We start from the raw sequence: 23,147 nt of genomic DNA on the forward strand, positions 1-23,147 counted from the left end.
CGAACCGGCCTCATAGCCTGCGCACCCTGATGGATGGCGGTGCAGCTTACTTCGGTGCGAGCACCATCAGCATCTGGCGGCCTTCCATGCGCGGGTACGCCTCGATCTTGGCGATCTCCGCGACATCGTCCTGGACGCGCTTCAACAGGTTCATGCCGAGCTGGCCATGGCTGAGCTCGCGACCGCGGAAACGCAGCGTGATCTTGACCTTGTCGCCCTCGCCGATGAAGTCGTTCACCTTCTTCATCTTCGTGTCATAGTCGTGGTCGTCGATGTTAGGACGCATCTTGATCTCCTTGATCTCCTGCGTCTTCTGCGACTTGCGTGCGAGGTTCGCCTTCTTCTGCGCCTCGTACTTGAACTTGCCGACATCGAGGAACTTGGCGACGGGCGGATCAGCGTTCGGCGATACCTCGACCAGGTCCAGGCCATGCTCGGCGGCCTGCTCGATCGCTTCGCGCGTGAACATCACGCCCAGATTCTCGCCCTCGTGATCGATCACGCGGACCTTCTGGCTCTGGATGAATTCGTTGAATCGCGGGCCGTTCATCGCGGGCGTCTGCATCGGCCGGCGTATCGTGGGAGGACGTATGGGGGTTGCTCCTGAAGTTTCTGACAATATTTGGGCCGGCCTATAGCGCAGAAACACGCGCTAGAACAGCCGGCCCTTGACTTACATATCGGGTGCGCGCGCCTCGATCGCAACCCGGGCGGTCGCATCGCCGAGCACCATCATCTCCTGGCCCTGGCTGCCGAGACGGCGGATCGCGACGGTACCCTCGTCCGCCTCGCGCTTGCCGACCACGAACAGCAGCGGCACCTTCGCCAGCGAATGCTCGCGCACCTTGTAGTTGATCTTCTCGTTGCGGAGATCGGTTTCGACGCGGAGCCCGGCCTTGCGCAGGTCCGCAGCGACCTGGTGCGCATAGTCGTCGGCGTCCGACACGATCGTCGCGACAACCACCTGCACCGGCGCGAGCCAGAGCGGGAAGCGGCCGGCGTGGTGCTCGATCAAGATGCCGATGAAGCGCTCGAACGTCCCCAGGATCGCGCGGTGGAGCATGACCGGGCGGTGCCGCTCGCCGTCCGCGCCCACATACGATGCGTCGAGTCGCTCGGGCAGCACGCGATCCGACTGGATCGTGCCGACCTGCCACGTCCGCCCGATCGCGTCGGTCAGGTGGAATTCGAGCTTCGGCGCATAGAATGCGCCCTCGCCCGGCAGTTCCTCGAAGTTCGCCTTGATCGTGTCGCTCAGGCCCGACTGCATCACCGCCTCGCGCAGTTCCGCCTCGGCCTTGTCCCACATCGCGTCGTCGCCGAACCGCTTGTCGGGGCGCAGCGCGAGCTTCACCGCGTAATCCTCGAAACCGAGGTCCCTGTAGACGCTGTCGAGCAGCTCGCAGAACTTGCGCACTTCCTCGACCAGCTGGTCTTCGCGGACGAAGATATGCGCGTCGTCCTGCGTGAACTGGCGGACGCGCATGATGCCGTGCAGCGCCCCGTGCGGCTCGTTGCGGTGGCAGCAGCCGAACTCGGCCATCCGGATCGGCAGGTCGCGGTACGACTTGATCCCCTGCTTGAAGATCAGCACGTGCGCCGGGCAGTTCATGGGTTTCAACGCCATCAGGTCGCCCTCGCCCGACAGGATCGCGCCCTCGTCCTCCGCATTGGGAATCTCGTCCGGCACGACGAACATGTTCTCGCGGTACTTGCCCCAGTGGCCGGACTGCTCCCACTGCTTGGCGTCCATCAGCTGCGGGGTCTTGACCTCGGCATAATCCGCGGCATCGAGACGACGGCGCATATACGCCTCCATCTGGCGCCAGAGCACGAAGCCCTTGGGATGCCAGAACACCGACCCTTGTGCCTCGGACTGGAGATGGAACAGGTCCATCTCCGCGCCGATCTTCCGATGATCGCGCTTGGCGGCTTCCTCGAGGCGGAAGAGATGCTGGTCGAGCTGCTTCTTGTTGAGCCATCCGGTGCCGTAGATGCGTGACAGCATCGCGTTCCTCTGGTCGCCGCGCCAATAGGCACCCGACACGCGCGTGAGCTTGAAGGCGGCGGGGTCGAGCTTGCCGGTCGAGGCCATGTGTGGGCCGCGGCACATGTCGAGCCACTCGCCCTGGCGGTAGATCGTCAGTTCCTCGCCCTCGGGCAGTTCGGCGGCCCATTCGGCCTTGAAGCTCTCGCCCTGCTGCGTCCAACGGTCGATCAGCTGCTGGCGCGACCAGACCTCGCGCACGAACGGCTCGTTCCGGGCGATGATCGCGCGCATCGCGGCTTCGATCGCGGGCAGGTCCTCGTCGGTGAACGGGCGGTCTTTCCCATCAATCTTGGGGGGGGCGAAGTCGTAATAGAAGCCGTCGTCGGTCGCCGGGCCGAAGGTGATCTGCGTGCCGGGGAACAGGTGCTGCACCGCCTCCGCCATGACGTGCGCGAGATCGTGACGGACGAGTTCGAGCGCATCGGCCTCGTCGCGCGCGGTCACCAGCGCGAGCGCGGTATCGCCCTCGAACGGCCGGTTGAGATCACGCACCTGGCCGTCGATCCGTGCGGCGAGCGCGGCCTTGGCGAGGCCGGGGCCGATCGCCGCGGCGACATCCGCGGGGGTAGTCCCGGGCGCAACCTCGCGGACGGAACCGTCGGGCAGCGTGATTCGGAACATTGCGGACATGGGAGACTTTCTCTCGGGATTGGTGCGTGCGAGCGCGCTGGGCGCCCACTGTCTATTTGGGTGTATATAAGGCGATCCGCGAAGAGGGCTACTCTAGACGGACATGGCGCGCGCGCAGCATGGCGGCGACGGTTGGGAGACGGTGATGTTGGGTATTCTGCTGATGCTGTCCGCCGCCGCTGCGCCCGCCCACGAGCCGGCGCCCCGGTGCACGCCCTCCCGGCTCGCGGCGTGTCGCAACACGAACCAGCTTATATGGGCGCCCGCGTTCAGGATCGCTGTCCGGCGCTTCATCGGCAAACGCAAGGCGAGCTATCTCTACAAGGATGGCGATGTCGCGAGGCAGCAATTCGATGTGCTCGGCGGCCCGCCGGATGAGCCGAAGCGGATCGGCGAACTGTACCGCTTCACCGCGTGCCGCGCGCAGAGCTGCGGCGAGAAGGGTGCAGCGGTGCTCGATCCTGAGGGCAGGATCGTGGCGCTGGCGATCCTGTATTCGCCGTGCGCGACGGCGGACGCGGGCGACTGCAACCGGCGCGACGACCTGATCGTGTTCATGCGTGAGCGGGATCGGTTGCAGCGGGTGGAAGTGGTGGCGAATTTGCGGGCCTGGGCGGTGGAGCAGGCGGCGGAGAGCTATACGATGGCGGGGCAGCCCAAGGTGCGGTTCGGCGGGATGACGGTGATCGATCCGACGGCGAGGTAAAACGCACGAATTCACGTCCTATCCTCTGGCACCAACACAAACCGTCATCCCAGCGAAAGCTGGGATCTCCCGGTTCAAGCCGCGACGTCCGCCAACGGGGATACCCCAGCTTTCGCTGGGGTGACGGTCGGGGGGGCTGACGGTCGGGGGGGGCTGACGGTCGGGGGGATGACGGTCGGGGCTGAGGTCTATGGTCGAAACTTGGTTCGGTGACCTAAGCACGGACGGGACTTCCTCGCAGCCCCCGTTACCCGGACCGCCTCAAGCCACGCCGAATGGGACCACCCGATTCGCCTGCGTGTGGCCGACCTCCGCCCGCCCCAGATACGGCACGCTCATGTCGCGGCTCCAGCGGACCATCATATAATCGAGAGTCTCGCCCCAGGGCGGGTCGTTCTCCTGCACCGCGGTCACCGCGCCGAGGCGCAGTCCCGCAATCCCCTTCAACTGCGTGGCGTTGGCGACTTTGAAGAGCATCCGGTCGATCGCGTACATCGGCTCCGACACCTCTTCGACGATCAAGACGTGATCGGTCAGGTCGGGCAGCCACGGCGTACCGATCAGCGAGGTCAGGATGCTGAGGTTGAACGCCGCCGAGGGGCGTCCGTCGAGCCCGGGTTCCAGACCTGCCCGATCGCCGCGCACCATCCAGCCGAGCGACCGCGCGACCGTCGCCTCGCCGTCGTGGCGGTTGATGTCGCTGACCATTGGGCCGTGCACCGGTCGGCCGATCCTGCGGGCGTAGAGTGCGCCGAGGAGGAAGCCGACGTCGGAATAGCCGAGATACGTCTTGTGGCGCGCCGCGCGGCCGAGTTCGGGCATGACCATCGCGAGGATGCGGTTGGCGCCGTAGCCGCCACGCAGGAACCAGAGCGCGTCGAACGCCGGATCGTTGGCGTATTCGAGGAACGCCGCCGCGCGGCGAAAGTCGGAGCCCGCGAAATGGCCGTCGGTCTCCAGGCATTGCGGATGGAAGACGAGCTCGACCTCCGGGAACGCGGTCGCCGCATAGGCGGTGATCTTGGCGATCGCCGCGGGATTGGTCCGGCTCGACGCGGCGAGCACACCGATGCGCATTGTTCGTGTTCCCGACCTTGCCCCGTTACCAAACCGCCCATATCGCGGCGTCATGGATATCAGCAAATCTTCATTCGGGCCCTGCTTCTTCGTCGGCATCGGCGGCTCGGGCATGATGCCGCTCGCGATGATCCTCGCGGGGCGCGGCGCGAGCGTCGCCGGATCGGACCGCAACCTCGACCAGGGCCGGGTGCCTGCCAAGTTCGACGACCTTGCCGCCAAGGGCGTCGCGCTGTTCCCACAGGACGGCAGCGGGATCGTCTCGGCGAACCAGCTCGTCATCGCCTCCGCTGCGATCGAGGCGAGCGTGCCGGACATGATCGCGGCGGATGCGCTTGGCTGCACACGCTCGACCCGTGCGGCGATGCTCGCGTCGCTGTTCAACGACAGCCGGTTGCCGATCGGGGTGGCGGGGACCAGCGGCAAGTCGACCGTCACGGGCATGATCGGCTGGATCCTGCACGCGGTCGGGCGCGATCCGACGGTGATGAACGGCGCGGTGATGAAGAACTTCGCCACCCCCGACGCGCCGTTCGCGAGCGCGCTGATTGGCGAGGGCGAGGCGTTCGTCAGCGAAGTCGACGAGAGCGACGGCTCGATCGCGGGCTATGCGCCGAAGATCGCGGTGCTCAACAATGTCAGCCTCGATCACAAGTCGTTGGAGGAACTGCGCCTGCTGTTCGGGGACTTCATCGCCAAGGCCGAGACGGCGGTGGTGAACGCGAACGATCCCGATGCCGCCGCGCTCGCTGCACGCCTGCCGCGCGGTCAGGTTACCACGTTCGCGATCGACGCGTCGGCCGACCTGCGCGCCGAGAACCTCAAGCCCGGGCCGTTCGCGATCCGCTTCGATCTCGTGTCGCGCGGCGTGCGGACGCCGGTGAAGCTCGCGGTGCCGGGGCGGCATAACGTCTCGAACGCGCTGGCCGCGATCGGGGCGGCGATGGCGGCGGATGTGTCGCTGGCCGATGCGGTGAAGGCGATTGCGGGGTTCACGGGTCTGCGCCGCCGCTTCGACCTCGTTGGAGAGGCTGGCGGCGTAGCGGTGATCGACGATTTCGGGCACAACCCGGACAAGATCGCCGCGACGCTCGACACGCTCCACGCGTTCCCCGGGCGGCTGCTGCTGTTCTTCCAGCCGCACGGCTATGGCCCGTTGAAGGTGATGGGGCGCGAGCTGGTCGCGACGTTCGTCGAGCGAATGGCGGAGGACGATGTGCTCGTTCTCCCCGACCCGGCCTATTACGGCGGCACGGTCACGCGGGAGGTTACGAGTGCGGACATCGTCGCGCAGATCGTCGAGCGCGGTCGTGATGCGCGCCATGTCGCCGACCGGGCGGAGGCGGCCGCCGCGCTGGTGGCTGAGGCGAGACCGGGCGACCGCATCGTCGTGATGGGTGCGCGAGACGACACGCTGAGCGTGCTCGCCAGCGGCATGGTCGACGCCTTGGCCGCGCGGTGATACGCTTGGCGCCAAGGAGACCGCCGATGTTTCGCCGCCTGTTCCTCGACCATCCCGCCACCGTCGGCGAGAGCTATGCCGAGCATTTCGGCGTTGCCGGCCGCTTCGGGCTGACGATGATCAAGGGCGGCCTCGGCGCGCTGGTCCACGCCTTCATCCCAGCACTGTGCAAGACGCGGGGGAGCGATACGGTCGCAGACCTGCACCGCCAGATGGTCGAAAAGCGCGGCGCGGTCGCAGTGGATCAGACGCAGATGAAGACGGTCGAATTCATCATCTGACACGCGGCGCGCGGTCGTCCCATCGATCCTCCCCCCGCCAGGGGGAGGCAGTTGGCGCTTGCCAGACGGAGGAGGCGGTACGGGATCACCGGCGTTCCGTATCCTCCCCCTCCGTCACCTTCGGTGCCACCTCCCCCTGGCGGGGGGGGATCGAGAGGGCCTGTAAAGCGTCGATCGCCGAACTGTTCGGGCTGGCGATCGAAGACATCTTCACCAGCCCGTCGAAGACAGTCTAAAGCCACGGGATGACCGACATCGCTCCCGCCGCTGCGCCCGCCGCTACCACGCCTCCCGCCAAGGAGCGCCCTCGCCTCGCCTATCACCATACTCCGGGTACCGGCCCGACGATCGTGTTCCTGTCGGGGTACGCATCGGACATGACGGGTACCAAGGCGGTGACGCTGGAGGCGTGGGCGAAGTCCGAGGGACGGGCGTTCCTGCGGTTCGATTATGGCGGGTGCGGACAGAGCGAGGGGGCGTTCGAGGACCAGACGCTGGTCGACTGGCGCGACGACGTGCTGGCGATGATCGATGCGCTGGTCGACGAGGCTGCGATCCTTGTGGGATCGTCGCTGGGCGGGTGGCTGATGCTGCTGGCGGCGAAGATGCGCCCCGATCTGGTCAAGGGGCTGGTCGGGATCGCGCCGGCGCCCGACTTTACCGACTGGGGCTTCACCACCGACGAGAAGATGGCGTTGCTGAGCAACGGGCGGATTGAGCGCAAGAACCCTTACGGTCCCGAGCCTACCGTCTACACTAGCGCATTCTGGTCGTCGGGCGAGGCGAACCGGCTGATGTTCGGCGAGATCGCGTTCGACGGCCCGGTGCGGCTCGTCCAGGGCCAGCGCGATCCGGACGTGCCGTGGCAGCGGACCGCGCGACTCGCCGAGCTGTTGCGTTCAGCCGATGTGCAGACATGGCTGGTCAAGGACGGCGACCACCGCCTGTCGCGCGATAGCGACATTTCCCTCATCATCCGGGCGGTCGAGGATGTGATCGCCGCCTTATGATCTCGATTTTGCTTGCCCTCGCCGCTGCCCAGGCTTCCGGCCAAACTGCGCTCCGAGCGCCCGCGGAGGCCGGGCCGCTCGATATCCGCACCGACCGGTTGCAGCGCTGTATCGCGCTCGTCCAGACCGATCCGGCGGGCGCCCGGGCCGAGGCGGCGCGGTGGCGGATCGCGGGCGGGCGCTTCGCGGCGCGCGAATGTGCCGGGCTCGCTTACGCGGCGGAGAAGGCGTGGCCGGCGGCGGCTGGCGAATTCGAGGAGGCCGCGCGCGCGGCGCAGCTCGCCAGGAATGCGGGTGCGGCGACCTATTGGGCGCAGGCGGGGAATGCCTGGCTGGCGGCAGCGGACCCGGCCAAGGCACGCGCTGCGCTCGATTCGGCACTGACCGCGGGGACGCTCACCGGGTTGCCGCTGGGTGAGGCACAGCTCGATCATGCGCGGGCGCTGGTCGCGACGGGCGATCTGGAGTCTGCGCGGACCGATATCGATCTGGCGCTGACCAATGCTGCGGACGATCCGCTGGCGTGGCTATTGTCCGCGACCTTGGCGCGGCGCGAGGGGAACCCGGTGCGGGCCAAGAAGGATATTGGCGAGGCGTTGCGGCGCGCGGCGGACGATGCCTCGGTGCAGCTGGAGGCGGGCAATATCGCTGCGCTGGCAGGCGACGAGGATGGCGCACGGGCTGCCTGGGGTCAGGCGGCGCGGCTGGCGCCGGATACGCCGGTGGGGCGGAGTGCGGTGACCGCGTTGAAGCAGTTCGATACGGGAAGCAGCGCTCCTCGGCCCAGCACGCCGATCGGACGCTAGCGTCCGCTTCCTTGTTCTCCGGCGAAGGCGGAAGCCCAGACTGGATCCCCGCCTTCGCGGGGAAACAAGCTTCCCTAGGAGCCCTACCCTTTCACGCCCCTGCCCCCGTTCCTATTTGCCGTTCCGAACAACCCTCGGAGCAAGCATGAAATACCTCCACACGATGATCCGCGTGACCGACCCGGCGAAGACGATCGCGTTCTTCGAACTGCTGGGGCTGAGGGAGGTCCGGCGGATGGAGAACGAGAAGGGTCGGTTCACGCTGATCTTCCTGTCGGCGCCCGGCGACGAGAGTGCGGAGGTCGAGCTGACGCACAATTGGGATCCCGAAGACTATGGCGAGGGGCGCAATTTCGGCCATCTCGCCTACCGCGTCGACAATATCTACGACACCTGCCAGCGGCTGATGGACTCGGGCGTGACGATCAACCGGCCGCCGCGCGACGGGCACATGGCGTTCGTGCGGACGCCCGACAACATCTCGATCGAGCTATTGCAGGCGGATGGCGCGCTCGATCCGGCCGAGCCGTGGGCGTCGATGCCGAATACCGGCAAGTGGTGACGCGCTGATGCTCGATATCGTCCGCGTACCGGTGCTGTCCGATAATTATGCCTGGCTGATCCACGACACCGTCTCGGGCGAGACGGTGGTGATCGATCCGGGCGAAGCGGGGCCGGTGATTGCCGCCGCCAAGAAGCGCGACTGGCGGATCGACCGGGTATGGACGACGCATTGGCATCCCGATCACACCGGCGGGAACGCCGAGATGAAGGCCTATGGCGCGACGATCGTCGGCCCGGCGGCGGAGGCGGACAAGATCCCGACGCTCGACGATCAGGTCGGCGAAGGCGATGTCGTGCGGATCGGCGGGCACGAGGCGACCGTGATGACGGTGCCGGGGCATACGCAGGGACACATCGCGTTCCACTTCGCCGACGATGCGGCGATCTTCACTGGGGACACGCTGTTCGCGATGGGCTGTGGGCGGCTGTTCGAGGGGACGCCGGCGGATATGTTCGCGAACATGCAGCGCTATGCGGTGCTGCCCGACGAGACCGAGGTGTTCTGCGGGCATGAATATACGCAGAGCAACGGGCGGTACGCGCTGGTCGCCGAGCCGGACAATGCCGACATCGTGACGCGGATGGCCGAGGTCGATGCGGCGCGCGCGAAGGGCGAACCTACCGTGCCGACGACGATCGGGCGCGAGCGCGCGACCAACCCGTTCCTGCGGGCAACATCTGTCGAGCAGCTTGCCGCGTATCGTGCGGCGAAGGATGATTTTCGCGGGTAAAAGGCGTATGAGGATGGCGGGGATTTTGAGGAGCGTTGCGATGCGGATGCGGACCCTGCCACTCTTGATGCTGCCGGCTTTACTTCTTGGCGCGTGTACGCAGACCCAAGCGGATGTCGAACGCGCGCAGGTGCGTGAGGCGGGTGTGCAGGAGAAGCTCGCGAAGGAACTCGCCGGGCTGGTGCCGGGCAAGCCCGAGACGTGCATCAGCCAGTTCCCGCAAAAGCAGAGTTCGGGTTACGGCGCGACGATCCTGTACCGCGTCAATAAGGGGCTGGTTTATCGCAGCGATACCGTCGGCGGGTGCGAGGGGATCGGGCGGGGCGACATCCTCGTGACGCGGACGCCGAGCGGTCAGCTTTGCCGCGGCGACATCGCGCAGACGTTCGATCAGTCTTCGCGGTTTCCGACGGGGAGCTGCAGTTTCGGTGAGTTCGTGCCGTATCGGAAGCCGTGATGCGCGCGATGATCGTTGCATCGCTGGCATTTGCTCTGGCGGCTGGAAAGTCTGATCCGCTCGGCGGACGGGTCGCGGGCAAACCGGTGCAGTGCATCGATATCCAGCGCAACAGTGGGCCTGAAATCATCGATTCGCAGACGATCCTGTACCGGCAGTCTGGCAAACGGATTTGGAAGACCGGACCGGTCGGCGAATGCCCGTCGCTGCGGCCGCTCGATACGCTGATCGTCGATGTGTATGGCGGGCAATTGTGTCGCAACGATCGTTTTCGGACGGTGTCGCCCGGCATGTCGATCCCGTCGGGATATTGCCGGTTTCGAGATTTTACGCCGTATGACAAGGTGAAGTAGCGGGGCTTCTCGTCCGCGCTGCCCTTGCCTCGCATCACGCGGGTATCCGTGTCGCACCACCCCCGCGGAGGCCGGGACCCAATTGGGAGACGGTGCTGACTGAGAACGGCGCTCCGTTACATCGGCCTTGCCAATTGGGCCCCGGCCTTCGCCGGGGTGGTTGCAAGTGGGTAGCGCCTTTCGATCACAAGTCCCCTCCCCCTGTCATCCTGACGAAAGTCAGGATCCCGGATTACAAAGGGCTGCGCGCGGTACTCTGGGTCCTGACTTTCGTCAGGATGACGGAATACGGGTGGGTCACCCCGGACAACGGCAGGTCCACGCGATCAGTCGGCGAACACTGCTGCGCGCTTTTCCATGTTGGCCCGCACCTGCTCGACCTGGTTGGGGGTGCGGATGACCTTCAACTGCTCTTCGGTCTCGGCAAGCAGGACCGTCGCCGCGTCCGCATCCGCCGCGAGGTTGTAGAGGCGCTTGGAGCCCTGGATCGCGTGGGGGTTCCTCGCTGCGATCTCGCGGGCGAGCATCATCGCTTCGCCGAGCGGGTCTTCGGACAGCCGCGTGACGAAGCCGTGTCGCAACGCCTCCGCGCCGTCGAACTCGCGCGCGGTGTAGGTCAGTTCACGCAGCACGTCGTCGCGGGCGAGCGTTCGCCAGAGGGCGATGCCAGCCATGTCGGGGACCAGGCCCCAATAGCTCTCGCGGATGGCGAAGCGCGCGCCCGGATGCGCGATGCGGATGTCGGCGCCCGACATGATCTGAAAGCCGCCGCCGAACGCGACGCCGTGGACTGCGGCAATCACCGGCATCGGCAGCGTGCGCCAGCCCCAGGCGACCTGCTGGGGAAGGTTCGCGCCCTCCTCGGTCCGGTCGCCGAGCGCGACCCCCGAGCCGCCGCTCGCCATCGAGGCCATGTCGAGGCCGGCGCAGAATGCCTTGCCTTCGCCGGAGAGGACGACGCAGCGGACTTCGGCCATCCCTTTGAGGCGATCGATCGCGGCGGCGATGCCCTCGAACATTGCGGGGTCGATCGCGTTCATCTTGTCGGCGCGGTTGAGGCGGACGTCGGCGATGCCGTCGGCGACGCTTATTGTGACCCGGTCGTTCATTGTGGCGATCCTCTCGATCTTTGCGGGAACGCTAACCGGCCCCGCGCGCGCCCGCAATGTTGCGCGCGCTCACACGGCGTGTAGAGGCTCGGCGCATGGCTGGTTTTGATCCACAATGGTTTGCGACGCGCGGGTTCGGCGGGCACGGCGCCGCGCTGGGGATGCGCTATCACGCGCATGGCGACGACTGGGCGGAGCTTGCGCTGCCCTATGACGAGCGGCTGATCGGCGATCCGGCAGGCGGCGTGATCGCGTCGGGGCCGATCATCACGATGATGGACATGGCGACGAGTCTGGCGATCTGGATCAAGCGCAACGCGTTCGTGCCGCATGCGACGCTCGACCTGCGGGTCGATTATCTGCGGCCGGCGACGCCGGGGAAGACGGTGATCGGCCGCGGCGAGTGCTACCGGATCACGCGCTCGATCGCGTTCGTGTGCGGGCAGGCGCACGATGGCGATCCGAGCGATCCGCTCGCGCATGTCGCGGGGACGTTCATGGTTGTCGGCGACGTCGCCGGCATGGGTCTCAACAGGAGGATCGAGGCATGACGATCGGCCTACCGCCCTATGCGGAGATTCTCCGCGTGTCGGTCGAAGCCGAGGACGGCGCTCCGCCCGTGTTGGTGATGCCGTTTGCGGATGATGTGCTGGGGCGGCCTGGGTTTTTGCATGGGGGTGCGATCTCGGGGTTGCTGGAGATGGCGGCGATCGCGGCTTTGCAGCATGCGTTGGAGGCGGAAGGTGGTGCCGACGCGCGGATCAAGCCGGTGAACGTGACGGTCGACTTCATGCGCGGCGGCCGCGACAAACCTACGCGGGCGGCAGGCGTCGTGACTCGGTTGGGGAACCGGGTGGCGAATGTCGAGGCGACCGCGTGGCAGGACGAGCGGGAGAAGCCGATCGCCGCCGCGCGGATGAATTACCTGATCGTGCGCGACTGACTTCTGCTCCCCTTCCGCTTAGCGGGAGGGGTCGGGGGAGAGGTGTGCCTCACAGACCGGACGCCAGTACGTACGTCGCGCCCTCCCCTGACCCCTCCCGCAAGCGGGAGGGGAATTCCGCTTACTTCGCGGTGAGTTTGATCAGGCGGCCTTGCGAGTCGCCGCCGTCTTCCAGCACCCAGATCGCGCCGTCGGGGCCCTGTTCGACTTCGCGGATGCGGGCGTCCATGTCCCATTGGTCGCCCTTCGCGGCGTTCGTGCCGTTCAGGTCGACGCGGACCAGCGACTTCGACGACAACCCGCCGATGAACGCGTCGCCCTTCCACTGCGGGAACATGCTGCCCGAATAGATCATCAGGCCGCCGGGCGAGATCACCGGGTTCCAGAACACCTTGGGCGGTTCGTAGCCGTCACCGGGCTTGTGGTCGGGGATGTCGGAGCCGTCGTAATTGCTGCCGTTCGAGGCATTGGGCCAGCCATAGTTGAGGCCGGGCTTGATCAAATTGACCTCGTCGCCGCCCTTCGGCCCCATCTCCTGCTCCCAGAGATTGCCTTGCGCGTCGAACGCGATGCCGAGCAGGTTGCGGTGGCCGTAGCTCCAGATCTCGGGTGCGAAGCCCTTTGCAGCGAGCGGATTGCCGGGTGCGGGTTTGCCGTCGAGCGTGAGGCGCAGCACCTTGCCGAGCGTGACCTTCGGGTCCTGCGCCGGCGTGAATTTCTGGCGATCGCCATTGGTGAAGAACAGATATTGGCCGTCCGGCGAGAAGGCGATGCGGCCGGAGTAATGACCGTTACCCTCGACGAACGGGCGGGCGCGGAACAATTCCTCTACGCCCTCGAGCCGGGGGCCACGGCCGTCCTCGACCAGCTTGCCGCGCCAAAGCGCGACGCCCTTGCCCCCCTCACCGGAAATCGAACCCGAAAAGTAGACGAGTTGGCTGCTGGCGAAGTTGGGCGCCAGGACGACGTCCATCAGCGCCCCTTGCCCCGCCGAATCGATCTTGGGTGTTCCTTCCACCGGCATCGTGGCTGTCACGCTGTTCTTCCGCGTCTCGGACGCGACCATGAGAATCAGCAGCCGCCCATCCTTTTCGGTCACGAGCACGCGACCGTCGGGCAGGACCGTCATCGCCCAAGGCGCGGTGAAATCGGCGACCACCGTCTCCTTGAACGGCTTACCCCCCGGTGCCGCCTGTGCGGAACAGGCGGTCGAGGCGAGTAGCGTGGCGGACAGCAGGCTGGTGGCGAACAGCGTTTTACGAATCATGATTCTCTCCCGGAAATCTCTTCGCCAACGCGGCGTTACCAATGAAGGTTGCGCGCGCTTGCGGAGCGACACCACCCCGCGTATAGAGGCACCACTTCTCTACATCGCCAGATGAAGAGGCTGCGGGGCTTGCTCCGCGGCGGCAATCACCTGTGCTTTGGCCCTGTTTGGAATTTCGATGGCGAATATCGCCCTGCTGACCGACCTGATCGAACCCGAGGCGACCGCGCTCGGTCTCAGCCTGGTGCGCGTGCGCATGCAGGGCGGCAAGTCCGATCCGACGTTGCAGGTGATGGCCGAGCGCCCCGACACCCGCCAGCTGCTGATCGACGATTGCGCCGAGCTGTCGCGCCGGATCTCGGACAAGTTCGACGCGCTCGAAGCCGAAGGCAAGGACCCGGTCGGCGAGGACGCGTACCGTCTCGAAGTGTCGAGCCCCGGTATCGATCGTCCGCTGACCCGGCTCCAGGACTTCGCCGACTGGGAAGGCCAGGAGGCGCGTATCCGCCTCGTCGAGCCGTTCGAGGACCGCAAGCAGATCTCAGGCAACCTGATGGGCGTCGAGGGGACCAAGATCACCGTCGACGTCAACAAGCACAAGATCATGACGATCGACTTTTCGCAGGTCGCCGACGCCAAGCTCGTCATGACCGACCGACTCATCGCCGCGACCGCGCCGCTTTCCACCGAAGGCGCGGACGAAGTTTTCTATCAAGACGTGGCCGAGCCTGATGCTCAGGGCACCGAGACCGAAGAAGGACAGCATTGATGGCCACGGCAGTCACCGCAAACCGCGCGGAACTGATCGCGATCGCGAATTCGGTCGCGTCGGAGAAGATGATCGACAAGGCGATCGTGATCGAGGCGATGGAGGACGCGATCCAGCGCGCCGCCCGCTCGCGCTACGGCGCCGAGAACGACATCCGCGCGAAGCTCGATCCGAACACCGGCGATCTGCGCTTGTGGCGCGTCGTCGAAGTGGTCGAGGCGGTCGACGATTATTTCAAGCAGGTCGACGTCAAGGGCGCGCAGAAGCTGCAGAAAGACGCGGCGCTGGGCGACTTCATCGTCGATCCGCTGCCTCCGATCGAGTTCGGCCGCATCGCCGCACAGGCTGCCAAGCAGGTCATCTTCCAGAAGGTCCGCGACGCCGAGCGCGAGCGCCAGTTCGAAGAGTATAAGGACCGCGCGGGCGAGATCATCACCGGCGTCGTCAAGCGCGTCGAGTTCGGTCACGTCGTCGTCGACCTGGGTCGCGCCGAGGGCGTCATTCGCCGCGACGCGCAGATCCCGCGCGAAGTGGTGCGCGTCAACGACCGCATCCGCTCGCTGATCCTGAACGTCCGCCGCGAGAACCGTGGGCCGCAGATCTTCCTCAGCCGCGCGCATCCCGACTTCATGAAGAAGCTGTTCGCGCAGGAAGTGCCCGAGATCTACGACGGCATCATCGAGATCAAGGCTGCAGCCCGCGATCCGGGTTCGCGCGCGAAGATCGGCGTCATCTCGCATGATTCGAGCATCGATCCGGTCGGCGCGTGCGTCGGCATGAAGGGCTCACGTGTCCAGGCCGTCGTGCAGGAAATGCAGGGCGAGAAGATCGACATCATCCCGTGGTCGCCCGACATCGCGACCTTCGTCGTCAACGCGTTGCAGCCGGCTTCGGTCAGCCGCGTCGTGATCGACGAGGAAGAAGAGCGCATCGAGGTGGTCGTTCCCGATGACCAGCTCAGCCTCGCGATTGGTCGTCGTGGCCAGAACGTGCGGCTTGCGTCGCAGCTGACCGGCAAGGCGATCGACATCCTCACCGAGGCCGATGCGTCAGAGAAGCGCCAGAAGGACTTCGTCGAGCGCTCGGCGATGTTCGAAAAGGAGCTCGACGTCGACGAGACGCTCGCGCAGCTGCTGGTCGCCGAAGGGTTCACGAACCTCGAGGAGGTCGCCTATGTCGAAGTCGAGGAGATCGCCGGCATCGAGGGCTTCGACGAGGATCTGGCGGGCGAGTTGCAGAACCGCGCGACCGAGGCTTTGGAGCGTCGTGACGCAGCCAGCCGCGAGGAGCGCACCGCGCTCGGCGTCGAGGACGCGCTGGCTGGTATGCCGTATCTGAACGAGGCGATGCTGGTGACGCTCGGCAAGGCGGGCATCAAGACGCTCGACGACCTCGCCGATCTCGCGACCGACGAGCTGGTCGAGAAGAAGCGCGTCGAGCCGCGTCGTCGGAATGAGGACGCGCCGAAGCGTCCTGAGCCTAAGGGCGGGATTCTCGCGGAATATGGTCTGAGCGACGAGCAGGGCAACGAGATCATCATGGCCGCCCGCGCGCACTGGTTCGAGGACGAGGCTCCCGAGGCTTCGGCTGATGACGTCGAGGCGGACGAAACTCCGGTGGAAGAGGCTTCGGCTGACGACGCCGTGGTCGAGGACGCTGCGACTGAAGAGACGACGGCCGACGAAGCCGTGGCTGAGGACGCTTCGGCGGACGACGCCGTCGCTGAAGACGCTGCGGACAAGACCGACACGAAGAGCGAGGGCGACAAGGCCTGATGCCGTTCGTCAGCATCCGCATCTCGGGGTCCGCCACCAAGGACCAGAAGTCCGGCATCGTCGCCGACGTCACCCAGTCGCTCGTGCAGAGGCTGGGAAAGAACCCGGCTGCGGTGCAGATCGTGATCGAAGAAGTCTCGACCGAGAATTACGGCGCGGGGGGTCAATTGCTGGTCGACCGCGATGCCCCTAAAGCAACTCCGGCGCAGGAGGACGCACATGCGGAACCCTCCCGATGAGGCGCTAGGCGCTACCGACACCCTACCTTCCTCCCCTCCCGCAAGCGGGAGGGGACCGAGGGGTGGGCGCCCGGCTTCCGGTCAAGCTAAGGGCAGCAATGGGGGAAAGCGCGAGCCCAACCCTAGCCCCTCCCGCATGCGGGAGGGGGATGATGATGCGCCCGTACGCAAATGCATCCTCTCGGGGGAGCGCGACGTGCGGCCACACCTGGTGCGACTCGCGTTGTCGCCCGATGGGCAGATCCTTCCCGACGTGCGCGCCAAGGCTCCCGGCCGCGGCGCGTGGATCGGCGTGACTCGAATCGAACTCGAAGCCGCGATCAAGAAGGGCAAGCTCAAGGGCGCTCTTTCCCGCGCGTTCAAGACGGGCGAGTTCACCATCGATCCCGAGCTTCCGGCCAAGATCGAATCCGCGCTGGAGCGTAACGCGCTCGACCGGCTCGGGCTCGAATCGCGGTCCGGCACGGTGCTGATCGGTTCCGACCGGATCGAGCAGAATGCGCGTCAGGGCAAGCTGAAGACGTTGTACCACGCGTCCGATGCATCCGAGGATGGCAACCGCAAGCTCGACCAGGCCTGGCGCATCGGCAACGATGTCGAGGGGTCGGGTTTGCGGGGGTTGGCACTCCCTGTGTCGCGCACCATATTGGCGTTGGCGCTGGGACGGGAAAATGTGGTACACATTGGCCTGACAGACCGCGCTGCAGCAAAGCGGGTGAGCGAAGCGCTCGACCGTTGGCTGCATTTTATCGGCTCCGAACCTTCTTCCGTGTCTTGCGAAACGGCCTCGCAGGGCGCATCGGCGTCACAAAATATAGGGGCGTCCGGATCGACCGGACAACGCCCGGCCGTGGACATGACTGAGGAATTTGAGTGAGCGACACGGACAACGAGAAGCCGAAACTTGGCATGCGCGCACCTTTGGGTGTGAAGCGCACGGTCGAGACCGGCCAGGTGAAGCAGAGCTTCAGCCACGGCCGATCGAATACGGTGATCGTGGAAACCAAGCGCGCGCGCGTCCTGCGCCGTCCGGGCGAGCCCGACGTGCAGGTCGCGGACGCCCCGGTTGCCGCGCCCGCCCCGGCAGCGGCGCCCGCCGCTCCGGCACCGCAGGCGCGCGCCCCGCAGCCTGCGCCCGCCCCCGTGCGTCAGCAGCAGAGCAATCTGTCGCCGCAGGAGCGCCAGGCCAAGCTGCTCCGCGAGGCCGAAGAGCAGCGCATGAATACGCTGGAAGAAGGGCGTCGTCGCCAGGAGGCCGAACGGGCCAAGGCGATCGAGGACGAGCGTAACCGCGTCGCCGAGCGCGCGCGCGCCGAGGCGGAAGCCAAGGCGCCGAAGCCGGTCGAGGTTGCGCCCGCACCCGCACTCGCTCCTGTGGTCGAAGCGGCTCCCGCTCCGGTCGCGGCACCGACGCCAGCGCCTGCGCCGGCTCCGGTCGAAGCGCCCGTTGCTGCGGCTCCTGCCCCGGTTCCGGTTGCTGCGGCACCTGCACCTGCACCGAAGCCCGCTCCGGTAGTGGCTGCGCCGGCTCCCAAGCCTGCGCCGGCTCCTGTCGCACCGCCGGCACCGCCGCCCATCATCGAACTGACCCGCGATCCGGCCTTCCCGGCACCGCGCCGGTTCTCGCCGGTCGCACGTCCAGAGCGTCCTCCGCCGCCGCCAAAGCCTGTCGCAGCTCCCGCTGCCGCAGCGCCGGCAACGACCGGCAACGCCGGCACGACCGCCGCGCGTCCCGGCGCGACCGGTGCGAATGCACCCGCTGGTGGCGTCCGCCGCGACGCCGTCCCGGCGCGTCCGCAGCAGCGTGACCGCAAGGGCGACGATCGTCGCACCTCGGGCAAGCTTACCGTCAACCGCGCGCTCGGCGATGGTGATGGTGCACGGGCTCGCTCGCTCGCCGCGCTGAAGCGTGCGCGCGAGAAGGAGCGTCGTGGTAGCGGTGGTCCGCGCGAGGCGCAGGCCAAGCAGATCCGCGACGTCGTCGTCCCCGAGGCGATTACGGTGCAGGAACTCGCCAACCGCATGGCCGAGAAGGGTGCAGACCTGGTCAAGGCGCTGTTCAAGATGGGCATGCCCGTCACGATGACGCAGACGATCGACCAGGATACCGCCGAGTTGCTCGTCACCGAGTTCGGCCACAACCTGACGCGCGTCAGCGATGTCGACCAGGATCTGGCCAACGACACGATCGACGATGCCGAGGAGACGCTGAAGCCGCGTGCCCCGGTCGTCACGATCATGGGTCACGTCGATCACGGCAAGACGTCGCTGCTCGATGCCCTGCGCGGCACCGACGTGGTGCGCGGCGAAGCGGGTGGCATCACCCAGCATATCGGCGCCTACCAGGTCACGCTGAAGGACAAGTCGAAGATCACCTTCCTCGACACCCCGGGCCATGAAGCGTTCACGCAGATGCGTGCGCGCGGCGCGGACGTCACCGACATCGTCATCCTGGTGGTGGCGGCGGACGACGGCCTGATGCCGCAGACGGTGGAGGCGATCGCCCACACCAAGGCGGCGGGCGTGCCGATGATCGTCGCGATCAACAAGATCGACAAGGAAGGCGCCAATGCCCAGAAGGTGCGCGAGCGCCTGCTGAGCGAGGAGATCGTGGTCGAGGACATGGGCGGCGACGTCCAGGACGTCGAAGTCTCCGCGACCAAGAAGATCGGTCTCGATGCGCTGATCGAGAAGATCCAGCTCCAGGCCGAACTGCTCGAACTGCGCGCCAATCCGGATCGCGCGGCCGAGGGTACGGTGATCGAGGCCAAGCTCGACAAGGGTCGTGGCCCGGTCGCGACGATCCTCGTCAACCGCGGTACGCTGCGGGTCGGCGACATCTTCGTGGTCGGTGGCGAGAGCGGCAAGGTCCGTGCGCTGGTCGACGACAAGGGCAAGCAGATCAAGGAAGCGGGTCCGGCGATGCCGGTCGAGGTCCTTGGTCTGTCGGGCGTTCCATCGGCGGGCGATCCGTTCCAGGTCGTCGAGAACGAGGCACGCGCTCGCGAAGTCGCGGAATATCGTCGCAGCGTGAAGACCGACAAGCGGACCGCGTCGGTTCCGGCCAGCCTCGAGAGCATGTTCTCGGCGCTGAAGGAAAAGCAGGCGATCGAATATCCGCTGGTCGTGAAGGCGGATACGCAGGGTACCGTCGAGGCGATCGTCGGGGCGATCAACAAGATCTCCACCGATCTGATCAAGGCGCGCGTGCTGAGTTCGGGCGTCGGTGGCATTACCGAGTCGGACGTCACGTTGGCGGCCGCTTCGGGTGCACCGATCATCGGCTTCAACGTCCGCCCGAACGCCAAGGCGCGCGAGATCGCCGAACGTCAGAAGGTCGCGTTCAAGTACTACGACGTCATCTACGACCTGATCGACGAGATCCGGGCGGGGATGGCTGGCGAGCTTGGGCCGGAAGCGTTCGAGACGGTCGTCGGTCGTGCCGATATCCGCGAGGTCTTCTCGGCGGGCAAGCACGGCAAGGCGGCGGGTCTGCTCGTCACCGAGGGCAATATCCGCAAGGCGCTCAAGGCACGCATCACGCGCAACGACGTCATCATCTACCAGGGCGAAATCGCGTCGCTGCGTCGTTTCAAGGATGATGTCGCCGAGGTCCGTGCGGGGCTGGAGTGCGGCGTGACGTTCACGTCGAACTTCGTCGACATCAAGGCCGGTGACGTCCTCGAGACGTTCGAAGTCGAGATGCGCGAACGCACGCTTTGATCTGACAACTCCCCCTCCCGCATGCGGGAGGGGGTCGGGGGGTGGGCACCCGCCATCCACGGTGCAAGACGCCGAGGCCGGGAGCCCACCCCCGGCCCCTCCCGCAGGCGGGAGGGGAGTTAGAGATTATGAAGACCGATACCCCAGAAGCTAAGGCCGTTCGCAGCTTGCGAGTCGGCGAACAGGCGCGTCATGCGCTGTCAGACATCCTCGCACGCGGCGACGTCCACGATCCGGTGCTCGAAAAGCACCTCGTGACGATCACCGAAGTCCGCATGTCCCCTGATCTCCGCCACGCCACCGTCTTCGTGAAGCCGCTGCTCGGCAAGGACGAGGAGAAGGTGCTGAAGGCGCTGCGGACCAACACCGCCTACCTCCAGCGCGAAGTCGCGAACCGGGTGCAGATGCGGTACGCGGCGAAACTGAAGTTTCTCGCGGACGAGAGCTTCGACGAGGGCACGCACATCGACCAATTGTTGCGTGATCCGCACATCGCGCGGGATTTGGCGGAAGATTGATCTTGGCGGGCTGCTAGCGCCGCGCTTGTAGCCAGTCAGGAGTTAGTCTGGTCGAGCGATTGCTTGATCGCCCCATCCAGTACTCCTCGCTCCGCACCGCGCTCGTTGCCCGCCCCTCTTCCGTTCGTGCTGAGTAGAGACCGAGTAGCTTCGAAGAAGCGTATCGAGGGCTCGTATCGAAGCACAGATTCCCCGCGCCAACCCATCCTTCGATACGCCGCTTCGACAAGCTCAGCAGCTACTCAGGACGAACGGGTGGTGGGCGCGGTCCCACGGGACGGGTGATGAGCGGCGGTCGCACGGGAGCAGCTTGCTCGTTGCGGAATTCCCGGCCCAACACTGCGACGCCACTGGACATCCGTCCGCCTTCCCGCTCTTTGCCCCCAATGGCCAAGCTGTATTTCTACTACGCGTCGATGAACGCGGGGAAGTCGACGAACCTGTTGCAGGCGGACTTCAATTACCGTGAGCGGGGGATGCGGACGATGTTGTTCACGGCGGCGATCGACGATCGGTTCGCGGCGGGGACGATCACGTCGCGGATCGGGCTGGAGGCGCCGGCGATCGCGTTCGATGCGGAGACGGATATCGGGGCTTGCGTGGTTCGGCAGCACGGGGAGGACGCGATTTCTTGCGTGCTGGTGGACGAGGCGCAGTTTCTGACGTCCGCGCAGGTCAATCAGCTTGCGCAAATCTGTGATGTGGTCGGGATACCTGTGCTGGCGTATGGCTTGCGGACTGATTTCCAGGGGGCGCTGTTTCCGGGGTCGGCGCGGTTGCTGGCGCTGGCGGACTCGTTGGTGGAGATCAAGTCGGTTTGCGGGTGTGGGCGCAAGGCTACGATGAACCTGCGGGTTGATGGGAGTGGCCGCGCGATTGCCGAGGGGCAGCAGACGGAGATTGGCGGGAATGATCGGTATGTCGCGCTGTGTCGGCGGCATTTTTGCGAGGCTTTGGGGTAGCGTTTCCCGTCGAAAATGCCACCGCTTCGCTCCCCCCCCACCGTCATCCCAGCGGAAGCTGGGATCTCATCATTTGGCGGGCGGCATCTGACCCGTGGGATACCCCAGCTTTCGCTGGGGTGACGGGTTTGGGTTGGCTGGCTACGGGGTCGGTCGGTAACGGGGTCGTTCGGCGACGGGATTGGTTGGCGACGGAATTGATCCCCGCCACATGCGTTCGATATTCTAGGATTTAAGACATGCACGGCTGGATCATTCTGGACAAGCCGCTGGGGCTTGGCTCGACGCAGGGGGTGTCGGCGGTGAAGCGCGCCTTGCGCAGCGGCGGGTATGGGAAGTTCAAGGTGGGGCATGGGGGGACGCTCGATCCGCTTGCTACCGGGGTTCTGCCGATCGCCGTTGGGGAGGCGACCAAGCTTGCCGGGCGGATGCTCGATAGCGACAAGATCTATGATTTTACGGTTATGTTCGGGGTTCAGACGGATACGCTAGATGCGGAGGGCGTGAGCATTGCGACCTCTGAGGTGCGGCCGACTTTGGCGGCGGTGGAAGCTGTGCTTGCGCAGTTCAGTGGGCCGATTTCTCAGGTGCCGCCGGCGTATTCCGCGCTGAAGGTGGATGGGGAGCGGGCTTATGATCTGGCTCGGGCTGGGCATGAGGTGGTGCTGGCTAGCCGGGATGTGACGATCCACAGCTTGAGATCCTCCACGGCACGGGGAGGGGGACCAGCGCAGCTGGTGGAGGGGGGCCCCCGCGAGCGTTCCGCCGGTGGCGCCCCCCCCTCCACCACCGTCCAAGCGGACGGCGGTCCCCCTCCCCGTGCCGGGGAGGAATTGCAGCCCACCCTGCCCCACGCCCCCCTCGACGAGGTCACCCTCACCGCGCATGTGTCGAAGGGCACCTACATCCGCAGCCTCGCGCGCGACATCGCCCTAGCCCTCGGCACCGTCGGCCACGTCACCATGCTGCGCCGCACCAAGGCCGGTCCGTTCGACCTCACCGCCGCGATATCGCTGGACAAACTGGACGAACTCGCTAGAGGCAACGCGCTTGAAGATGTACTTCTGCCCTTGAGGGTGGCGCTGGACGACATCCCGGCTCTCTCCCTCACCCCCGACCAGGCAGGGGCGCTCCGACAGGGGCGTATCTTGGCCGGGATCGCCGCAGACGATGGCCAATACTTTGCCGAACTGGACGCTGTCCCGGTCGCGCTGGTCGAGGTCGAGGACGGAGACGTCCGGGTCGTTCGCGGTTTCAATATGTGATGTCGAGGACATGAATTCATGACGATTACCGCTGAACGCAAGACCGAGCTCGTCAAGGAGCATTCGCGCGCCGAGGGTGACACCGGTTCGCCGGAAGTCCAGGTCGCGATCCTGACCGAGCGCATCAAGAACCTGACCGAGCATTTCAAGGGCCACAAGAAGGACAACCACTCGCGTCGTGGCCTTCTCATGATGGTCAACAAGCGCCGGACGCTGCTGGATTATCTCCGTCACAAGGACGGCCAGCGCTATCTGGATCTGATCGCGAAGCTCGGTCTCCGCAAGTAACTTAGACGGCTCCCCTCGGGGGGCCGTTTTCGTATATAGGGTTTTGATTCCGCGCATCTCGCGCGGAGGCAAACGCCAGAGCGCAATTCGGCGCAATGGCAAGGAGCGACAACTCGCTCCACACCGCCGCGGGCCGGCTTAGCCCGCACATAGGCCCCGTTC

General features: G+C 66.1%; 25 protein-coding genes. 20 read left to right on the forward strand and 5 right to left on the reverse strand.

Annotation, left to right across the window (positions count from 1 at the left end; all coding sequences use genetic code 11):
• Positions 1-46 precede the first annotated feature (46 nt).
• Positions 47-550, reverse strand: a complete 504-nt coding sequence (gene infC / locus U1737_RS05635) for a translation initiation factor IF-3 (protein WP_248522329.1) — start codon at positions 548-550, stop codon at positions 47-49.
• A 123-nt stretch (positions 551-673) separates the two neighbouring features.
• On the reverse strand, positions 674-2,680 hold the full coding sequence (gene thrS / locus U1737_RS05640) for a threonine--tRNA ligase (RefSeq protein WP_332795930.1): 2,007 nt from the start codon (positions 2,678-2,680) through the stop codon (positions 674-676).
• Positions 2,681-2,783: 103 nt separating this feature from the next.
• Here thrS and U1737_RS05645 point away from each other — a divergent pair, with 103 nt between their 5' ends.
• A complete protein-coding gene (locus U1737_RS05645; protein WP_332795931.1) occupies positions 2,784-3,386 on the forward strand; it encodes a hypothetical protein in 603 nt (200 codons plus the stop codon).
• A 261-nt stretch (positions 3,387-3,647) separates the two neighbouring features.
• Here U1737_RS05645 and U1737_RS05650 read toward each other — a convergent pair whose 3' ends face one another.
• Positions 3,648-4,463, reverse strand: a complete 816-nt coding sequence (locus U1737_RS05650) for an LD-carboxypeptidase (RefSeq protein WP_248522335.1) — start codon at positions 4,461-4,463, stop codon at positions 3,648-3,650.
• A gap of 52 nt (positions 4,464-4,515) precedes the next feature.
• Between U1737_RS05650 and U1737_RS05655 the strand changes: the two genes are divergently transcribed.
• The 8 genes from U1737_RS05655 (at position 4,516) to U1737_RS05690 (ending at position 10,127) form a co-directional block, all read left to right on the forward strand.
• Positions 4,516-5,925 carry a glutamate ligase domain-containing protein gene (locus U1737_RS05655; protein ID WP_332795932.1) on the forward strand — a complete coding sequence of 470 codons (1,410 nt, stop codon included), beginning with the start codon at positions 4,516-4,518 and terminating at the stop codon, positions 5,923-5,925.
• 26 nt (positions 5,926-5,951) lie between these two features.
• Positions 5,952-6,206, forward strand: a complete 255-nt coding sequence (locus U1737_RS05660; RefSeq protein ID WP_248522338.1) for a DUF6356 family protein — start codon at positions 5,952-5,954, stop codon at positions 6,204-6,206.
• Between the two features lie 245 nt (positions 6,207-6,451).
• Entirely contained in the window at positions 6,452-7,216 is a 765-nt protein-coding gene (locus U1737_RS05665; protein ID WP_248522339.1) for an alpha/beta fold hydrolase, read from the forward strand.
• Positions 7,213-8,022: a tetratricopeptide repeat protein gene (locus U1737_RS05670; protein ID WP_248522341.1), complete on the forward strand. Its 810-nt coding sequence runs from the start codon at positions 7,213-7,215 to the stop codon at positions 8,020-8,022. Before U1737_RS05665 ends, U1737_RS05670 begins: the two co-directional genes overlap by 4 nt.
• A 145-nt stretch (positions 8,023-8,167) precedes the next feature.
• The gene (locus U1737_RS05675; protein WP_248522343.1) at positions 8,168-8,584 is read left to right on the forward strand and encodes a VOC family protein; all 417 of its coding nucleotides are present in this window, start codon (positions 8,168-8,170) and stop codon (positions 8,582-8,584) included.
• Positions 8,585-8,591: 7 nt separating this feature from the next.
• Entirely contained in the window at positions 8,592-9,317 is a 726-nt protein-coding gene (gene gloB / locus U1737_RS05680; protein ID WP_248522345.1) for a hydroxyacylglutathione hydrolase, read from the forward strand.
• Positions 9,318-9,357: 40 nt separating this feature from the next.
• Complete coding sequence (locus U1737_RS05685; protein WP_248522347.1) at positions 9,358-9,774, forward strand: hypothetical protein; 417 nt, start codon at positions 9,358-9,360, stop codon at positions 9,772-9,774.
• Positions 9,774-10,127 (forward strand): hypothetical protein, encoded by a 354-nt coding sequence (locus tag U1737_RS05690; protein ID WP_248522349.1) that lies wholly within the window; start codon positions 9,774-9,776, stop codon positions 10,125-10,127. Before U1737_RS05685 ends, U1737_RS05690 begins: the two co-directional genes overlap by 1 nt.
• 326 nt (positions 10,128-10,453) lie before the next feature.
• Here U1737_RS05690 and U1737_RS05695 read toward each other — a convergent pair whose 3' ends face one another.
• Positions 10,454-11,236: a crotonase/enoyl-CoA hydratase family protein gene (locus tag U1737_RS05695; protein WP_332795933.1), complete on the reverse strand. Its 783-nt coding sequence runs from the start codon at positions 11,234-11,236 to the stop codon at positions 10,454-10,456.
• Positions 11,237-11,331: 95 nt separating this feature from the next.
• Here U1737_RS05695 and U1737_RS05700 point away from each other — a divergent pair, with 95 nt between their 5' ends.
• Together U1737_RS05700 and U1737_RS05705 are read left to right on the forward strand one after the other, a co-directional pair.
• Entirely contained in the window at positions 11,332-11,787 is a 456-nt protein-coding gene (locus U1737_RS05700; protein WP_332795934.1) for a PaaI family thioesterase, read from the forward strand.
• Positions 11,784-12,179, forward strand: a complete 396-nt coding sequence (locus U1737_RS05705) for a PaaI family thioesterase (RefSeq protein WP_332795935.1) — start codon at positions 11,784-11,786, stop codon at positions 12,177-12,179. Before U1737_RS05700 ends, U1737_RS05705 begins: the two co-directional genes overlap by 4 nt.
• A 121-nt stretch (positions 12,180-12,300) precedes the next feature.
• Here U1737_RS05705 and U1737_RS05710 read toward each other — a convergent pair whose 3' ends face one another.
• Complete coding sequence (locus U1737_RS05710) at positions 12,301-13,446, reverse strand: PQQ-dependent sugar dehydrogenase (RefSeq protein WP_332795936.1); 1,146 nt, start codon at positions 13,444-13,446, stop codon at positions 12,301-12,303.
• A gap of 178 nt (positions 13,447-13,624) precedes the next feature.
• On the opposite strand from U1737_RS05710, the gene rimP reads away from it, so the two are divergent.
• From rimP to rpsO, 9 genes are all read left to right on the forward strand, one after another.
• Entirely contained in the window at positions 13,625-14,215 is a 591-nt protein-coding gene (rimP, locus tag U1737_RS05715) for a ribosome maturation protein RimP (protein ID WP_332795937.1), read from the forward strand.
• On the forward strand, positions 14,215-15,990 hold the full coding sequence (gene nusA, locus U1737_RS05720; protein WP_248522359.1) for a transcription termination factor NusA: 1,776 nt from the start codon (positions 14,215-14,217) through the stop codon (positions 15,988-15,990). The genes rimP and nusA overlap by 1 nt, the downstream gene beginning before the upstream one ends.
• A complete protein-coding gene (locus tag U1737_RS05725) occupies positions 15,990-16,229 on the forward strand; it encodes a tautomerase family protein (protein WP_332795938.1) in 240 nt (79 codons plus the stop codon). The genes nusA and U1737_RS05725 overlap by 1 nt, the downstream gene beginning before the upstream one ends.
• A 136-nt stretch (positions 16,230-16,365) precedes the next feature.
• Positions 16,366-17,106 (forward strand): DUF448 domain-containing protein, encoded by a 741-nt coding sequence (locus U1737_RS05730; protein ID WP_332795939.1) that lies wholly within the window; start codon positions 16,366-16,368, stop codon positions 17,104-17,106.
• The gene (gene infB / locus U1737_RS05735; RefSeq protein ID WP_332795940.1) at positions 17,103-19,952 is read left to right on the forward strand and encodes a translation initiation factor IF-2; all 2,850 of its coding nucleotides are present in this window, start codon (positions 17,103-17,105) and stop codon (positions 19,950-19,952) included. The genes U1737_RS05730 and infB overlap by 4 nt, the downstream gene beginning before the upstream one ends.
• A 128-nt stretch (positions 19,953-20,080) precedes the next feature.
• Positions 20,081-20,470, forward strand: a complete 390-nt coding sequence (rbfA, locus tag U1737_RS05740) for a 30S ribosome-binding factor RbfA (protein WP_282580597.1) — start codon at positions 20,081-20,083, stop codon at positions 20,468-20,470.
• Positions 20,471-20,856: 386 nt separating this feature from the next.
• Positions 20,857-21,432 carry a thymidine kinase gene (locus U1737_RS05745; RefSeq protein WP_248524510.1) on the forward strand — a complete coding sequence of 192 codons (576 nt, stop codon included), beginning with the start codon at positions 20,857-20,859 and terminating at the stop codon, positions 21,430-21,432.
• 239 nt (positions 21,433-21,671) lie between these two features.
• On the forward strand, positions 21,672-22,697 hold the full coding sequence (truB, locus tag U1737_RS05750; RefSeq protein WP_332795941.1) for a tRNA pseudouridine(55) synthase TruB: 1,026 nt from the start codon (positions 21,672-21,674) through the stop codon (positions 22,695-22,697).
• 18 nt (positions 22,698-22,715) lie between these two features.
• Entirely contained in the window at positions 22,716-22,985 is a 270-nt protein-coding gene (gene rpsO / locus U1737_RS05755; protein ID WP_055881152.1) for a 30S ribosomal protein S15, read from the forward strand.
• Positions 22,986-23,147 lie beyond the last annotated feature (162 nt).

Origin of the sequence: Sphingomonas fucosidasi (genome assembly GCF_036663855.1) — a bacterium.
Classification (GTDB): domain Bacteria; phylum Pseudomonadota; class Alphaproteobacteria; order Sphingomonadales; family Sphingomonadaceae; genus Sphingomonas; species Sphingomonas faeni_B.

Coding starts and splice junctions, on each gene's coding strand:
- infC (WP_248522329.1), bottom strand. CDS start 550: ATGAACGGCCCGCGATTCAACGAATTCATCCAGAGCCAGAAGGTCCGC.
- thrS (WP_332795930.1), bottom strand. CDS start 2,680: ATGTCCGCAATGTTCCGAATCACGCTGCCCGACGGTTCCGTCCGCGAG.
- U1737_RS05645 (WP_332795931.1), top strand. CDS start 2,784: ATGGCGCGCGCGCAGCATGGCGGCGACGGTTGGGAGACGGTGATGTTG.
- U1737_RS05650 (WP_248522335.1), bottom strand. CDS start 4,463: ATGCGCATCGGTGTGCTCGCCGCGTCGAGCCGGACCAATCCCGCGGCG.
- U1737_RS05655 (WP_332795932.1), top strand. CDS start 4,516: ATGGATATCAGCAAATCTTCATTCGGGCCCTGCTTCTTCGTCGGCATC.
- U1737_RS05660 (WP_248522338.1), top strand. CDS start 5,952: ATGTTTCGCCGCCTGTTCCTCGACCATCCCGCCACCGTCGGCGAGAGC.
- U1737_RS05665 (WP_248522339.1), top strand. CDS start 6,452: ATGACCGACATCGCTCCCGCCGCTGCGCCCGCCGCTACCACGCCTCCC.
- U1737_RS05670 (WP_248522341.1), top strand. CDS start 7,213: ATGATCTCGATTTTGCTTGCCCTCGCCGCTGCCCAGGCTTCCGGCCAA.
- U1737_RS05675 (WP_248522343.1), top strand. CDS start 8,168: ATGAAATACCTCCACACGATGATCCGCGTGACCGACCCGGCGAAGACG.
- gloB (WP_248522345.1), top strand. CDS start 8,592: ATGCTCGATATCGTCCGCGTACCGGTGCTGTCCGATAATTATGCCTGG.
- U1737_RS05685 (WP_248522347.1), top strand. CDS start 9,358: ATGCGGATGCGGACCCTGCCACTCTTGATGCTGCCGGCTTTACTTCTT.
- U1737_RS05690 (WP_248522349.1), top strand. CDS start 9,774: ATGCGCGCGATGATCGTTGCATCGCTGGCATTTGCTCTGGCGGCTGGA.
- U1737_RS05695 (WP_332795933.1), bottom strand. CDS start 11,236: ATGAACGACCGGGTCACAATAAGCGTCGCCGACGGCATCGCCGACGTC.
- U1737_RS05700 (WP_332795934.1), top strand. CDS start 11,332: ATGGCTGGTTTTGATCCACAATGGTTTGCGACGCGCGGGTTCGGCGGG.
- U1737_RS05705 (WP_332795935.1), top strand. CDS start 11,784: ATGACGATCGGCCTACCGCCCTATGCGGAGATTCTCCGCGTGTCGGTC.
- U1737_RS05710 (WP_332795936.1), bottom strand. CDS start 13,446: ATGATTCGTAAAACGCTGTTCGCCACCAGCCTGCTGTCCGCCACGCTA.
- rimP (WP_332795937.1), top strand. CDS start 13,625: ATGGCGAATATCGCCCTGCTGACCGACCTGATCGAACCCGAGGCGACC.
- nusA (WP_248522359.1), top strand. CDS start 14,215: ATGGCCACGGCAGTCACCGCAAACCGCGCGGAACTGATCGCGATCGCG.
- U1737_RS05725 (WP_332795938.1), top strand. CDS start 15,990: ATGCCGTTCGTCAGCATCCGCATCTCGGGGTCCGCCACCAAGGACCAG.
- U1737_RS05730 (WP_332795939.1), top strand. CDS start 16,366: ATGCGGGAGGGGGATGATGATGCGCCCGTACGCAAATGCATCCTCTCG.
- rbfA (WP_282580597.1), top strand. CDS start 20,081: ATGAAGACCGATACCCCAGAAGCTAAGGCCGTTCGCAGCTTGCGAGTC.
- U1737_RS05745 (WP_248524510.1), top strand. CDS start 20,857: ATGGCCAAGCTGTATTTCTACTACGCGTCGATGAACGCGGGGAAGTCG.
- truB (WP_332795941.1), top strand. CDS start 21,672: ATGCACGGCTGGATCATTCTGGACAAGCCGCTGGGGCTTGGCTCGACG.
- rpsO (WP_055881152.1), top strand. CDS start 22,716: ATGACGATTACCGCTGAACGCAAGACCGAGCTCGTCAAGGAGCATTCG.